The organism is Pseudarthrobacter sp. TE9888, from assembly GCF_056279345.1.
In genome coordinates this window covers 3863055-3877537 of record NZ_JBWBRD010000002.1, presented here as the reverse complement: position 1 = coordinate 3877537, position 14483 = coordinate 3863055, and the positions used below count along the sequence as shown (strand labels likewise).

Below are 14483 nucleotides of genomic sequence, written 5' to 3'. Positions count from 1 at the left end.
TGTTGTCACAAACCGGGCCGTGCCGGCCGGTAAAGATTTCAGCAATGGTGCAGGGCTGCCAGGCAGCAGGATACTAAGGGGTTCATATATGGCTCGGATTGGCGAGAGCACGGATCTGCTGAAGTGCTCTTTCTGCGGAAAGAGCCAGAAGCAGGTGCGCAAGCTGATTGCCGGCCCCGGTGTCTACATCTGCGATGAATGCATCGAGTTGTGCAACGAAATCATTGAGGAAGAGCTCGCGGAAGTCGCCGACCTCGGCAGCTTCGAGTTGCCCAAGCCGCGCGAAATCTTCGACTTCCTGCAGGAATACGTCATCGGACAGGAGCCCGCCAAGCGCTCCCTCGCCGTCGCGGTCTACAACCACTACAAGCGCATCCAGGCAGGCCACGCGCCCAAGTCCGGAAACCTCGGGGACGGCGGGCACCACGACGACGTCGAGATCGCCAAGTCGAACATCCTCCTCATTGGCCCCACCGGCTGCGGCAAGACCTACCTGGCGCAGACCCTCGCCCGCCGCCTGAACGTGCCGTTCGCCGTGGCCGACGCCACCGCCCTCACCGAGGCGGGGTATGTGGGCGAAGACGTGGAGAACATCCTCCTCAAGCTCATCCAGGCCGCTGACTACGACGTCAAGAAGGCCGAACAGGGCATCATCTACATCGACGAGATCGACAAGATCTCCCGAAAGAGCGAAAACCCGTCCATCACCCGCGACGTGTCCGGCGAGGGCGTGCAGCAGGCCCTCCTGAAGATCCTCGAAGGGACCGTAGCCTCGGTACCGCCGCAGGGCGGACGGAAGCACCCGCACCAGGAATTCATCCAGATCGACACCACCAACGTCCTGTTCATCGTGGCCGGCGCGTTTGCCGGCCTGGAAGAGATCATCGGTTCCCGCTCCGGACGGAAGGGCATCGGTTTCGGTGCTCCACTGAACGAGGCCAGCAAGAAGGTTGACTCCTATGGTGAGGTCATGCCGGAGGACCTGCTCAAGTTCGGCCTGATCCCCGAGTTCATCGGCAGGCTCCCGGTCATCACCACCGTGTCCAACCTGGACCGCGATGCCCTGATCCAAATCCTTTCCACTCCCAAGAACGCGCTGGTGAAGCAGTACCAGAAGATGTTCCAGATCGACGGCGTGGAGCTCGTGTTTGACGACACCGCCCTGGAAGCCATTGCCGACCAGGCCCTGGAACGGGGTACCGGCGCCCGCGGCCTGCGCGCGATCCTGGAGGAAGTCCTGCTCCCCGTGATGTTCGATCTTCCCAGCCGCGAGGACGTGGCCAGCGTAGTGATCACCGAAGACGTGGTCCTGCGGGGCGCCGAACCCACCATGATTCCGCACGTGGCCAAGCGCCGTAAGTCTGCCTGACCGAGAGGACCTCCGTGACTGCACCCGCAAAGAACAAAGCCGACTTCTGGTTCGACCCCCTCTGCCCCTTCGCCTGGGTCACTTCCCGCTGGATCGGGGAAGTGGAAGCCGTGCGGGACATCGAGACCGAATGGCACGTCATGAGCCTGGCAGTCCTGAACGAGGGACGGGACCTGGACCCCGGCTACCGTGAATCCATGGACAACGCATGGGGCATGGTCCGTGTGATCATCGCCGCCCGGGAAGAGCATGGGCCGCAGGTCATCAAGCCGCTCTACGATGCCATGGGCACGCTGATCCACAACCAGGGCGAAAAAGACCGTACCGAGGTCATCACCAAGGCCCTCGCTGATTGCGGGCTCCCCGCCTCCCTGGCCGATGCGGCCACCTCCGATGCGTACGACCAGAAGCTGCGGGCCAGCCATGAGGAAGGAATCTCGCTGGTGGGCCAGGACGTCGGCACCCCTGTGGTGGCCTTCAACGGCACCGCGTTCTTCGGCCCGGTGCTGACCCGCATCCCCCGCGGTGAGGAAGCCGGCAGGATCTGGGACGCCACCACGGCCATCGCTGCCTATCCGCACTTCTTCGAGTTGAAGCGCAGCCGCACCGAGAGCCCGGAATTCGACTGAACGCCGGACACTGAAGCGCTGCAAGGGCCCCGGGATAACTACCTGAATGTAGTTATCCCGGGGCCCTTGCACGTGGTGCGGCGCAGGAGAACAATAGTTCCTACCACTTCGAAAGAAGGGGACGCAGGAACCAAAGATTCAGTGATTTGTCAGTTGACGCAGCCATCGGCAAAGTTGAATGCAAGCTACCAGTGACGGGGTAGTAAGACCTGAAGATCAGAGGATCCTGCCAGACCATCAGAGCACGTCACCGGATGGCCGAAAAGTCGAAGCCCCACCAACGGCAAAACGCTGATGGGGCTTCCCCTTTGCCTGTAAACAGGCCGACGTGGCTATGGTCCGGCGTCAGGCCTTGGCGGGCTCGTCGCTCGGTGCCAGGGCAACATCTGAGACCGTGAGGTCGCCCTCACCCACCACCAGTGTGATCTCCCGGGCGTTGGACGCAGCCTTCAAATCGGCCAGCCCGGCCTGCAGCTGGGCTGTCAGCGCTTCAGGCGCCGTGATGGTGGCGGACAACACCTCGGTGCGCTGCTTGACCTTGGCCTCGGACTTGGCCTTGCGGACACCGCTGAGTGCCACGCCCACCGTTGCCAGCATGGTGGTGTCGCCGTCCGGGATCTCCAGCGCGGCCGGCCATTCGGCCCGGTGCACGGACCCGTTGCGCCACCAGCTCCATACTTCCTCCGTGGCGAACGGCAGGAACGGGGCGAACAGCCGCAGGAGGGTGTCCAGGGTGGTGGCCAGCGCGGCCAGCACGGAAGCCTGCTCCGCTTCGCCTGCGGCCCCGTAGGCCCGGTCCTTGATCAGTTCCACATAGTCATCGGTGAACTGCCAGAAGAACGACTCCGTGAGCTGCAGGGCCCGGGCGTAGTCGTAATTGTCGAATGCCTTGGTGGACTGCGCCACGACGTCGGCCAGCTGGGCAAGGAGTGCACGGTCCAGGGGATTCGTCAGCACGGCAAGATCGCCCGAGAGCACGGAGTTCTCGGTGGCGCCCAGGTTCAGGACGAACTTGGAGGCGTTCAGGAGCTTGATGGCCAGGCGGCGGCCGATCTTCATCTGCGCGATCTCGTAGGCGGTGTCGGCGCCCAGCCGTGCAGAGGCGGCCCAATAACGGACGGCGTCTGAACCGTACTCGTTCAGCACGTCCGTGGGCACCACCACGTTGCCCTTGGACTTGGACATCTTCTTGCGGTCCGGGTCCAGGATCCAGCCGGAGATGGCCGCGTGCTTCCATGGTGCGCAATCCTGCAGTGCGTCGGCGCGGACCACCGAGGAGAACAGCCAGGTGCGGATGATGTCGTGGCCCTGGGGGCGCAGGTCGAACGGGTAGACCTTGGCGAACAGGTCCTCGTCCCGGCTCCAGCCGCCCACGATCTGCGGGGTCAGGGAGGACGTGGCCCAGGTGTCCAGGACGTCGGCGTCGCCGGTGAAGCCGTTGGGCTGGTCGCGCTGTGCCTCCTCGAAGCCCGGGGCGGCATCCGCCGCAGGATCCACCGGGAGCATGCCGTCGGACGGCAGGACGGGGTTGTCGTAGTCCGGGTTTCCCTGCGCGTCGAGCGGGTACCAGACGGGAATGGGCACGCCGAAGAACCGCTGGCGGGAGACCAGCCAGTCACCGTTCAGGCCGGCAATCCAGTTCTCGTAACGGGAACGCATGAAGGACGGGTGGAAGTCGATGTCCTTGCCCCGGCCAATGAGGCGTTCACGGCGGTCCTCGTCGCGGCCGCCGTTGCGGATGTACCACTGGCGGGACGTGACCACTTCGAGGGGCTTGTCGCCCTTTTCGAAGAAGTTCACCGGGTGCGTGATCTTCTTGGGTTCACCGTCGAGCAGGCCGGCTTCCTTGAGGAGTTCCACCACGGCTTCCTTGGCGGAAAAAGCAGTCTTCCCGGCGATGGCGGCGTACGCCTCCTTGCCCGCCTCAGTGGTGATCCACTCGGGGGTTTCGGCGATGATGCGGCCGTCGCGGCCCATGATGGCGCGGGTGGGCAGCTGCAGTTCGCGCCACCAGGTGACGTCGGTCAGGTCACCGAAGGTGCAGACCATGGCGATGCCGGAGCCCTTGTCCGCCTTGGCCAGCGGGTGGGCCTTGACCTCGAGTTCAACATCGAACAGCGGGGACTTCACGGTCTTGCCGAACAGCGGCTGGTACCGCTCGTCGTCGGGGTTCGCCACCAGTGCGGCACACGCGGCCAGCAGCTCCGGACGGGTGGTCTCGATGAATACCTTGTCCCCGTCTTCGGTGAAGAAGGGGTAGCGGTAGTAGGCCCCGGCAACTTCGCGGTCCTCAAGCTCGGCCTGTGCCACGGCCGTGCGGAAGGTGACGTCCCACAGCGTGGGAGCCTCGGCCATGTAGGCGTCCCCGGCGGCCAGGTTGGCCAGGAAGGCGCGCTGGGACACCGCGCGGGAAGTGTCATCGATGGTGCGGTAGGTCAGGTCCCAGTCAACGGACAGGCCCAGGGTCTGGAACAGGTTTTCGAAGACCTTCTCGTCCTCAACGGCCAGTTCCTCACACAGTTCGATGAAGTTCTGCCGGGACACAACGTCAAAATCACGCTGGTTCTTGGCCGGCTGCGCGGGCGGCCGGTAGTCGGCGTTGTACGGGATGGCCGGATCGCAGCGGACGCCGTAGTAGTTCTGGACCCTGCGTTCGGTGGGCAGGCCGTTGTCGTCCCAGCCCATGGGGTAGAAGACGTTCCTGCCGGTCATGCGCATGTAGCGTGCCTGGACGTCCGTCTGGGTGAAGGAGAACATGTGCCCCACATGAAGGGATCCCGACGCTGTGGGCGGGGGAGTGTCGATCGAGTAGACCTGCTCCCGGGTGGTGTCGGGGTTGAACTTGTAGGTTCCTTCGGACAGCCAGCGCCGAGTGAGCGCGGCTTCGAGGCCTTCGAGGGCCGGTTTGTCCGGAACGTTAATGGGGGCGGTGGTGGGCGTGTCTGTACCCTGCGTGTCTTCAGCCATTGGGCAATTCTTTCATGCTGGCTCCATCCCACCCAACCCGTCTTGCCCGGGCGGACGCGGACAGGGGTAGCATGCGGGCCATGGGAGAGTTCCGGGCAACCTTCGGCGTGAAGCGCATCTACGAGCCGCCGGCGGACGACGACGGCTTCCGGGTGCTGGTGGACAGGCTTTGGCCGCGGGGGATGGCCAAGGAAAACGCCGCCGTCGACCTTTGGCTCAAGGACGTGGCACCCTCCACGGAGCTGCGCAAGGAGTTCAACCACCGCCCCGAACAGTTCGCTGGTTTCAGCGAACGCTACCGGTCCGAACTGGACGCCAATCCGGCCGTTGGGGACCTGCTGGAACTGGCGGGGGAACATCCCAGGGTCACCCTGCTCTACGCCGCCCGCAATACGGACGCCAACCACGCGCGGGTCCTGCTTGATTACCTCCAGGGACGGCCCGGCGGCTGATCCCGCTAGGGTGGTGCCATGACTGAGGACTTGCAGAAAAAGGCAGCATTGGTGACCGGCGCGAGCAGTGGAATCGGAGAGGCAACGGTGCGTGCCCTGCGCGCCGACGGGTGGACGGTCTTCGCCGTGGCACGCCGGGCCGACAGGCTGGCGGCGCTGGAAGGGGAGACAGGCGCCGTCGCGATTCCCGCAGACATCGCAGAGGACGACGACGTGTCCCGGCTGCTCGCCCAGGTCACCGAAGCAGGCGGCATTGACACGCTGATCAACATCGCCGGCGGCGCCCGCGGTGCTGACAAGGTGGGTGATGCCAACACCGCCGACTGGGAATGGATGTACCGCGTCAACGTCCTGGGAACCCTCAAGCTCACCCGCGCGTTCCTTCCGATGCTGCGGGCCACCGGCGCGGGCACCGTCCTGAACCTCACCTCCACCGCGGGGCTGGACGCCTACGAAGGCGGGGGCGGCTACAACGCTGCCAAGTTCGGGCAGCACGCCATGACCAACGCCCTCCGGCTCGAAGAGGCTGAGCACAACGTGCGGGTCATCGAGGTGGCGCCGGGGCTGGTGCAGACCGAGGAGTTCGCCCTCAACCGGCTCGGGGATGCGCAGTCCGCAGAAAAGGTCTACCAGGGCGTGGAGAAGCCGCTGACCGCAGAGGATGTGGCCGACGTCGTCCGCTACGCCGTCAGCGCCCCACACCACGTGAACCTTGACCAGATCGTCGTCCGGCCGGTGGCGCAGGCAGCCACGCACAAGCTGATCCGGAAGGGCTAGGGGACCTCGATGTGCAGGGTGGCCACCACAGCGGCATGGTCCGTCCCGGCCAGTGGGTGGACTGAGTAGCCGGAGCCGGTGATGTCGCGGGTGGTCACCAGGTGGTCCAGGGCAATTCCCGGCAGGCGGTAGCCGCGCATGGGCCAGGTGGGCACCAGCCTGCTGCCCGCTGAAGCCGCCACGTCCACCAGGGTCCGGCCGCCCCCAGCCCCGGCCAGCAGCGAACGGAATTCCCGGTGGTCGTAGGTTGCGTTGAAGTCCCCGGCCAGCAGCAGGGGGCCGGAACCGGCGCCGGCCCCGGCCACCGTGGCCAGTTCCTTGCGCCACTGGTTCACGGCGCTGCCCGCCGGCGCCACGGTGTGCACGGCCACAACCCGAAGGGAGGATCCACTGCCATCGGCCAGGTCGAGCCGCACAACCGGCATGCTGAACCCGGTGTGCGGAAGCGTCCCGGAGTCCTCGAGCACGAACGACGAGTAGACCGCAGTTCCCCCGGCGCCATCCCTGGTGTGGGCAATCCGGTGCGGAAGCAGTCCGTCCAGTCCCGCCGCCGTCAGTTTCAGTGCTAGCTGCGGCGTGTACTCCTGCACTGCCAGCAGGCCAACATGACGTTCACGGACCAGGTCCACGATCCCCGCTGCGTCCGCGCCGCCCAGTTCCGCGTTGATGCTCATGGCCACCAGGGTGACCTCATGTCCGGCCGCCTCGGCAGCGGGCCCGCGGACATCCAGCGGAAACAGCCAGAACGCCTGGCACCCCACCAGCGATGCAGCCAGGACCTGCTGCCACCGGCTCCGCCCCAGGAATGCGAGGAGCAAGGCTGCCGCGGCAGGCACTGCCGCCCACGGCATGAACGCCACCAGCTGCACCCCCAGGACGGGCCACTCCACCGGTACGGCGCGTACGGCCGACACGGCTGCCACCGGCAACGCGACCGGTACGAACAGCCACCTGCCGACGGTGGCCGCCCGCGTCCGCCCGGGAGAGGGAACGGAAGCTGTCATGAGCCGAGTCTAGGGAATGCGCCGTGCCGGTGGCAGCCCTCCTCCGGCAGCGGACAGGGACGCGGTTCAGGGCAAGGCGTCCAGTGTGCCGACAACGGCGGCGTGGTCCGTCCCGGGGAATTCAACCGTGCTGAACCCCACCACCCTGATGCCATGGCTCACAAGGATGTGGTCGATGGCTGTAAAGGCGGGCACCGGCGCATTGATGGGCCAGGTGGGGACAAGGCCCATCCCCGCGGTCCCTGCGGCATCTGTAAGGCCGGCGGCGAGCAGGTTCCGGAATGCGGCGTGGTCGTGGCCGGCATTGAAGTCGCCCAGGAGGACGGAGCTCCTGTCCGCCGGGAGTCCCCGCTGCAGGCCTGCCAGCTGGTCGAGTTCCGCCCGCCAGGATGGCGTATGTCCAAGGCGGGGGGAATCAATGTGCACCGAGGTCAGCTGGATGCCACCACCGGTGCCCGGGACGTCGGCGATGGCCCGGGTCTGGTAGAAGGACGTACCGGGCACGCGTGGCATCGGCACGAGTGGATAGCGGGAGAAGATGGCGTTGCCGGTGCCGGCTCCGTCAACATCGATGACCCGGTAAGGAAAGTCCACGCCAATTCCTGCCGCTTCAAGGTTTGCCAGGCCTTCAAGGGCCAGTTCGGGAAGGGCGAGAATGTCGACGTCCCGTGCCCGGGCCTGCCCCAGCAGTGCGGCAGGATCCACGCCCGTGGAGCCTACGTTCAGTGCCATCACGGTCAGCGGGTGCACGCCGGCATGGTTTGCGGCCGCAACGGCGTGGGCCGGCCGCCCAAAGAGTGTCCCCCCGGCCGTGTACACGGGGACGATACGCGGCGCCACTATCAACATCTGGCCTACCAGGAGACCGGTGGCCAGCACGGCCAGCACAATTCGCGCCCCCCGGAGTTCCAGGGCCGCGGCGGCCAGCGCGACTGCCGCCGCGGCAACGGACGCGAACAAACTGGCGGGGAACAGGGACAGCAACTGGACCCACGGAGTACCGGACCCCCCGCCGGCGAAGCGCACGATGGTCAGCCCTGCTGCGGGCAGCCACAAGACGGCCGCGATTGACCAGCAGGCCCAGGAAGCCGCCCGGCGCAAAAGGCTGGGCCGCAGGCCCGGCACGGATGGCTGCACCGCTCGCATCTGTCCATTATTGGCGGCCCGGTCCTGGCCGGACAGCGGTCACTGCCCTCAACTGCCTCCCTAATTCCGCGCCCCTTCACCGCCAGTTCCCCGGGAGGCGCCGGGACAGGGAGTCCCGGGACCGGGAACGGGGTGCGGCGCGATGCTGCCGGAATGGCACAGGACGCCACGGCGATAGTAGACTCGGGGTTGGCGATGACCCGGCAATCACCGGCGAGCTTCCGGAAGAACACGCGGCCCAGGCAAAGAGTGGCCGCGCCAGTAGAACCGGACGGGTAAGCCCGTCACAGCAGTAATGAGAGGCCGGGGCAGCGCGTGTTCCTTGCGGAAGACACGCGGCGCCGGTAAGTGAGGTGGTACCGCGGTGGGCGTGAAGTCTTTCAAAGACGGCACGGAAGCCGTCCTCGCATCCTGAACGGAACATCCGGCCCTGCCGGGGTTCACCACGCTCAACCCAGGATGTCGAACATGACGTTTTACCCCAAGGCCTCGGCCTCCAGCACCGCTTCCAAGGGCAGCGCCGGCGTTTCCGCCTCCGTGAAGTTCCCGGAGATCGAAGAACGCATCCTGAAGTACTGGGACCAGGACGGCACCTTCCAGGCCAGCATCGACCAGCGCAGTGCCGACGCCCCCGGCGGCGAGCCCGGCAGCAACGAATTCGTGTTCTACGACGGCCCGCCCTTCGCCAACGGCCTGCCGCACTACGGACACCTCCTCACCGGCTACGCCAAAGACCTCGTCGGCCGCTACCAGACCCAGCGCGGCAAGCGCGTGGAGCGCCGCTTCGGCTGGGACACCCACGGCCTGCCCGCCGAGCTCGAGGCCATGAAGCAACTGGGCATGACGGACAAGACCCAGATCGAAGCCATGGGCATCGACAAGTTCAACGACGCCTGCCGCGCCTCCGTGATGAAGTACGCCGACGAATGGCGCAGCTACGTCACCCGCCAGGCCCGCTGGGTGGACTTCGACAACGACTACAAGACCCTCAACGTCGAGTACATGGAATCGGTCCTCTGGGCGTTCAAGCAGCTGCACGACAAGGGCCTGACCTACAACGGCTACCGCGTCCTCCCGTACTGCTGGAAAGATGAAACGCCGCTGTCCAACCACGAGCTGCGCATGGACGACGACGTCTACAAGAACCGCCAGGACCAGACCGTCACCGTCACGTTCCCCATCCTCGCGGGGGAGTCGGAGGTTTCCAAGGAGCTTGCCGGCGTGCAGGCCCTCGCCTGGACCACCACCCCCTGGACGCTGCCCACCAACGCCGCGCTCGCCGTCGGGCCTTCCATCACTTACGCCGTGCTGCCCGCCGGCCCCAACGGCATCAAGGCGGCCTCCACCGACGCCCCCGTCACCGGGAGCTTCCTGCTCGCAGCGGACCTGCTGGGCAGCTACGCCAAGGACCTGGGCTACGACAGCTTCGAGGAAGCGGAAGCCGCCGTCGTCTCCACCCACACCGGCGCCGAGCTGGAAGGGCTGGAATACCAGCGGCTGTGGGACGACTTCGCCGACAACGAGAAGTACGGCATGGAGAACGCCTGGCGCTTCGTGGTGGCCGACTACGTCACCACCACGGACGGCACCGGCGTCGTCCACCAGGCGCCCGCCTATGGTGAGGACGACCAGAAGGTCTGCGAGGAGGCAGGCATCCCCGTGGTGCTCTCCGTGGACGAGGGAGCAAAGTTCCTGCCCCTGTTCAAGCACGGCGACCTCCACGACATCGTGGGACTGCAGGTCTTCGAAGCCAACAAGCCCATCACCCAGGTGCTCCGCGCCCAGGGCCGCCTGGTCCGCCAGGCCAGCTACGAGCACAGCTACCCGCACTGCTGGCGCTGCCGCAACCCGCTGATCTACCGCGCGGTGTCCTCCTGGTACGTGGAGGTCACCAAGTTCAAGGACCGCATGTCCGAACTGAACCAGGAGATCAACTGGATCCCCGGCAACGTCAAGGACGGCCAGTTCGGAAAGTGGCTCGCCAACGCCCGCGACTGGTCCATCAGCCGTAACCGCTACTGGGGCAGCCCCATCCCGGTGTGGCAGTCCACGGACCCCGAATACCCCCGCACGGACGTTTACGGCTCCCTGGCGGAAATCGAAGCCGACTTCGGCCGGTTGCCGCTGAACAAGGACGGACAGGTGGACCTGCACCGTCCGTTCATCGACGAGCTCACCAGGCCCAACCCGGACGACCTCCGCACGCCCGAAGAAGGCCAGTCCGTCATGCGCCGCGTGGAGGACGTCCTGGACGTCTGGTTCGACTCCGGCTCCATGCCGTATGGCCAGGTGCATTACCCGTTCGAGAACGAGGCCTGGTTCAACACCCACAACCCGGCTGACTTCATCGTCGAATACATCGGGCAAACCCGCGGCTGGTTCTACATGCTGCACATCCTGTCCACGGCGCTGTTCGACCGGCCGGCGTTCCGCAACGTCATCAGCCACGGCATCGTCCTGGGTTCCGACGGCCAGAAGATGTCCAAGAGCCTGCGCAACTACCCGGACGTGTCCGAGGTCCTGGACCGCGACGGCTCCGACGCCATGCGCTGGTTCCTCATGTCCAGCCCCATCCTGCGCGGCGGCAACCTGATCGTCACCGAGCAGGGCATCCGCGACGGCGTCCGCCAGGTCATCCTGCCGCTGTGGAACGTGTACAGCTTCTTCACCCTGTACACCAACGCTGCTGCCGCAGGACAGGGCTACGATGCGAAGCTGCGCTACGACGGGTATGCGGACACCCTGGACCAGTACCTGCTGGCCAACACCGGCGACCTGGTGCGGAACATGACCGAGCAGCTGGACACCTATGACATCTCCGGCGCCTGCGACTCGCTGCGCAGCTACCTGGACATGCTCACCAACTGGTACGTCCGCCGCAGCCGGCAGCGGTTCTTCGACGAGGACCAGGACGCCTTCGACGCCCTGTTCACCGCGCTGGAGACCGTAACCCGTGCTGCTGCGTCGCTGCTGCCCCTGGTCTCCGAGGAGATCTGGCGCGGCCTGACCGGCGGCCGCTCCGTGCACCTGGCTGACTGGCCGGACGCTGACCTCTTCCCGGCCAACCCGGCCCTGGTGGAGGCAATGGACCGGGTCCAGCAGATTTGCTCCACCGGGTCCTCGCTCCGCAAGGGAGCCAACCTGCGCGTCCGCCTTCCCCTCCAGGAACTCACCGTCGTGGCACCCGGGGCGGATGCGCTGGAAGGCTTCGCCGCCGTCGTCGCCGATGAGCTCAACCTCCGCGCCGTCCGCCTGCTCGACGCAGCCACCGCTTCCCCTGAGGAATTCGGTATCCAGCAGAAGCTGGTGGTGAATGCCCGTGCTGCCGGCCCGCGCCTGGGCAAGAACGTCCAGGTGGCCATCAAGGGTTCCAAGTCCGGCGACTGGTCCGTGGACGACGCCGGTGTGGTCACCGCGGGTGGGCTGCAACTGGAGCCCCAGGAGTACACGCTGGAGACGGTGGTGGCAGAGTCCGAGGGCGGTTCTGCCGCTGTTGCCGTGCTGCCCGGCGGCGGCTTCGTGGTCCTGAACACCGAGGTCACCCCTGAACTGGAGGCCGAGGGCCTGGCACGCGACATGGTCCGCGCCATCCAGCAGGCCCGCAAGGACGCCGGACTCAACGTCAGCGACCGGATCCGGACCACCGTCACGGCGCAGCAGAACGTGGTGGATGCCCTGCTGGCCAATGCTGAACTGGTCAAGGGCGAAACCCTGACGGTGGAGCTGGCCGCCGGGCCGGGCGACGTGTCCGAACCTGCCGTCGCCGTCGAAAAAATGGAGGCCTAGGACATGACCGACGAATTCTCCGTGGAAAGCGTCTACGCCGAACTCCTGGGACGGGCGCCGGAAAACAAGATGGAGCCCCGCCTTGCGCCGCTGTTCCGCGCCATGGACGTGCTCGGCGAGCCCAACAAGGCGTATCCGATCATCCATGTCACCGGAACCAACGGCAAGACCTCCACCTCGCGGATGATCGAATCCGTGCTCCGCGCCCATGGCTTGAGCACGGGACGCTACACCAGCCCGCACCTGTCCAAGGTCACCGAACGGATCAGCATCGACGGCCACCCCGTATCCGATGAGACGTTCGTCAGGATCTGGGACGAAATCCGGCCCTACCTGCAGATCGTGGACGCCGAACTGGAAGCCGAAGGGCAGCCCCGGCTGACGTACTTCGAGTGCCTCACCATCCTGGGCTTCGCCATTTTCGCCGACCAGCCCGTCAACGTGGCCATCATCGAAGTGGGCCTTGGTGGCATCACCGACGCCACCAACGTGGGCGACGGCCAGGTATCGGTGGTGACACCGATTTCGCTGGACCACACGGACCTGCTGGGCGACACCACCGAGGACATCGCGTACGAAAAGGCCGGCATCATCAAGCCCGGCGGCTACCTCATCAGCGCAGCGCAGCCCCTTGACGCGGCCCAGGTGCTGCTGGAAAAGGCCAAGGAAGTGGGCGTGCCCTTCCGCTTCGAGGGCGTTGAGTTCGGCGTCGAGTCACGGACCGTGGCCGTGGGCGGGCAGATGGTCACCGTCCAGGGGATCGCCGGCCGCTACCCGGACCTGCTGGTACCGCTGCACGGCGCCCACCAGGCGCAGAACGCCGCCGTGGCCGTGGCAGCCCTGGAAGCATTTTTCGGCGGCGAAAAGGAACTCGACTTCGAGGTCCTGCAGGAAGGCTTCGCCGCAGTGACGTCACCCGGGCGCCTCGAAGTGGTGCGGACCGCGCCCACCATCATCGTGGACGCTGCCCACAACCCCGACGGCATCAAGGCCTCAGCTGCCGCCCTGCACGAAGCATTCACCTTCACCCGGTTGGTTCCAGTGGTAGGGGTGCTCAAGGAGAAGGACGCCGAAGAGATCCTCCGCCAGCTCAAGGAATCCCTGGGGGACGTGGCCGTGGAGTACTGCTTCACCCAGTCCAACTCACCGCGCGCCGTACCGGCAGCGGAGCTGGCAGAGCTTGCCATCGACCTCGGCTTCGGCGAGGACAACGTCCACATCGCCGAGAAACTGGATGACGCCCTGGAATGGGCCGTGGAGCGGGCTGAAGCCAATGATGACCTCTCCGGGGCCGTCCTGGTCACCGGATCGATCACCCTGGTGGCCGAGGCGCGGATCCTGCTCGGAAAAACGGAGGCATGACCATGGCCAGACTGACAAAAGCCCAGCGCGAGTGGCGGCCCGGCATGCCCAAGAAGCGGCGTTCCACCAAGGTCATGTTCGCCTCAACCGTGCTGCTGCTCGAGGCGTTTGTCATGTTCTTCGCCACCCTGGTGGTGTTCGGCCTGCGCCGCGGGGAGTTCCCGCCCGCCCTGATCCTCGGCGTCGGCATCGGCCTCAGCGTGGTCATGATCTTCGCCTGCGCAGTCCTCAACAAGCCCTGGGGCATCGGCCTGGGGTGGATCCTGCAGCTTGTCCTGATCCTCACCGGCATTTTCGAGCCGGCCATGTTCCTGGTGGGCGCCCTCTTTGCGCTGGCCTGGTGGTACGGAATCCGGACCGGCATCCGGCTGGACCGGGAAGCCGCCCAGCGCGCCCGCGAACAGGCCGAATGGGAAGCCACCCACCCGGACCAGGCCGCGGGTCCCGCCCAACCGCAGACCCCGTAAGCCTGTCCCCGTAGACTTGACCCGAAACCCCACCAACGCATTGGAGCAGTTGTGACCACTGAGCGCACCCTCGTCCTGATCAAGCCCGACGGCGTCGCCCGTAACCTGACCGGGGCCATCCTGGCCCGTATCGAAGCCAAGGGCTACAGCCTTGCCGAGCTGAAGAAGGTTGACGCCACCCGTGAGCTCCTCGAGCAGCACTACGAGGAGCACGTGGGCAAGCCGTTCTACGAGCCCCTGGTGGAATTCATGCTCAGCGGCCCCGTAGTGGCGGCTATTTTCGAAGGCCACCGCGTCATCGAAGGCTTCCGCTCCCTGGCGGGCACCACGGACCCCACCACGGCGGCTCCCGGCACCATCCGCGGCGACTTCGGCCGGGACTGGGGCCTGAAGGTGCAGCAGAACCTGGTGCACGGCTCCGACTCGACTGAGTCGGCGGACCGGGAGATCAAGATCTGGTTCCAGTAAGCCAGGTGAAATGACAGCTAAGGCCAATGTTCTTTTGAACATTGGCCTTAGCTGTC

11 protein-coding genes are annotated in these 14483 nt (G+C 66.0%); 8 read left to right on the top strand and 3 right to left on the bottom strand.

Annotated elements, in window-relative coordinates; translation table 11 throughout:
* The first annotated feature begins 88 nt into the window (after positions 1-88).
* Complete coding sequence (clpX, locus tag ACZ9J7_RS18445; protein ID WP_224026309.1) at positions 89-1369, top strand: ATP-dependent Clp protease ATP-binding subunit ClpX; 1281 nt, start codon at positions 89-91, stop codon at positions 1367-1369.
* Between the two features lie 14 nt (positions 1370-1383).
* Positions 1384-1998 carry a mycothiol-dependent nitroreductase Rv2466c family protein gene (locus tag ACZ9J7_RS18440; RefSeq protein WP_476211443.1) on the top strand — a complete coding sequence of 205 codons (615 nt, stop codon included), beginning with the start codon at positions 1384-1386 and terminating at the stop codon, positions 1996-1998.
* Positions 1999-2343: 345 nt separating this feature from the next.
* Here ACZ9J7_RS18440 and valS read toward each other — a convergent pair whose 3' ends face one another.
* Positions 2344-4965: a valine--tRNA ligase gene (gene valS, locus ACZ9J7_RS18435; RefSeq protein WP_476211442.1), complete on the bottom strand. Its 2622-nt coding sequence runs from the start codon at positions 4963-4965 to the stop codon at positions 2344-2346.
* An 80-nt stretch (positions 4966-5045) separates the two neighbouring features.
* On the opposite strand from valS, the gene ACZ9J7_RS18430 reads away from it, so the two are divergent.
* Together ACZ9J7_RS18430 and ACZ9J7_RS18425 are read left to right on the top strand one after the other, a co-directional pair.
* Positions 5046-5417: a DUF488 domain-containing protein gene (locus ACZ9J7_RS18430; RefSeq protein ID WP_476211440.1), complete on the top strand. Its 372-nt coding sequence runs from the start codon at positions 5046-5048 to the stop codon at positions 5415-5417.
* A gap of 18 nt (positions 5418-5435) precedes the next feature.
* The gene (locus ACZ9J7_RS18425; RefSeq protein WP_476211438.1) at positions 5436-6194 is read left to right on the top strand and encodes an SDR family oxidoreductase; all 759 of its coding nucleotides are present in this window, start codon (positions 5436-5438) and stop codon (positions 6192-6194) included.
* On the opposite strand, the gene ACZ9J7_RS18420 is transcribed toward ACZ9J7_RS18425, so the two are convergent.
* Both ACZ9J7_RS18420 and ACZ9J7_RS18415 read right to left on the bottom strand, forming a co-directional pair.
* Positions 6191-7198, bottom strand: a complete 1008-nt coding sequence (locus ACZ9J7_RS18420; RefSeq protein ID WP_476211437.1) for an endonuclease/exonuclease/phosphatase family protein — start codon at positions 7196-7198, stop codon at positions 6191-6193. The two genes, ACZ9J7_RS18425 and ACZ9J7_RS18420, sit on opposite strands and share 4 nt — an antisense overlap.
* A 66-nt stretch (positions 7199-7264) precedes the next feature.
* Complete coding sequence (locus tag ACZ9J7_RS18415; protein WP_476211435.1) at positions 7265-8344, bottom strand: endonuclease/exonuclease/phosphatase family protein; 1080 nt, start codon at positions 8342-8344, stop codon at positions 7265-7267.
* A 468-nt stretch (positions 8345-8812) separates the two neighbouring features.
* Between ACZ9J7_RS18415 and ileS the strand changes: the two genes are divergently transcribed.
* Genes ileS through ndk form a run of 4 tightly spaced genes read left to right on the top strand, consistent with a single transcriptional unit; the run spans position 8813 to position 14427 of the window.
* Entirely contained in the window at positions 8813-12130 is a 3318-nt protein-coding gene (ileS, locus tag ACZ9J7_RS18410) for an isoleucine--tRNA ligase (protein ID WP_476211433.1), read from the top strand.
* Between the two features lie 3 nt (positions 12131-12133).
* On the top strand, positions 12134-13492 hold the full coding sequence (locus ACZ9J7_RS18405) for a bifunctional folylpolyglutamate synthase/dihydrofolate synthase (RefSeq protein WP_476211431.1): 1359 nt from the start codon (positions 12134-12136) through the stop codon (positions 13490-13492).
* Between the two features lie 2 nt (positions 13493-13494).
* Positions 13495-13959: a DUF4233 domain-containing protein gene (locus ACZ9J7_RS18400; RefSeq protein ID WP_476211429.1), complete on the top strand. Its 465-nt coding sequence runs from the start codon at positions 13495-13497 to the stop codon at positions 13957-13959.
* Positions 13960-14010: 51 nt separating this feature from the next.
* Positions 14011-14427: a nucleoside-diphosphate kinase gene (gene ndk / locus ACZ9J7_RS18395; protein WP_387565024.1), complete on the top strand. Its 417-nt coding sequence runs from the start codon at positions 14011-14013 to the stop codon at positions 14425-14427.
* The last annotated feature ends 56 nt before the right edge of the window (positions 14428-14483 follow it).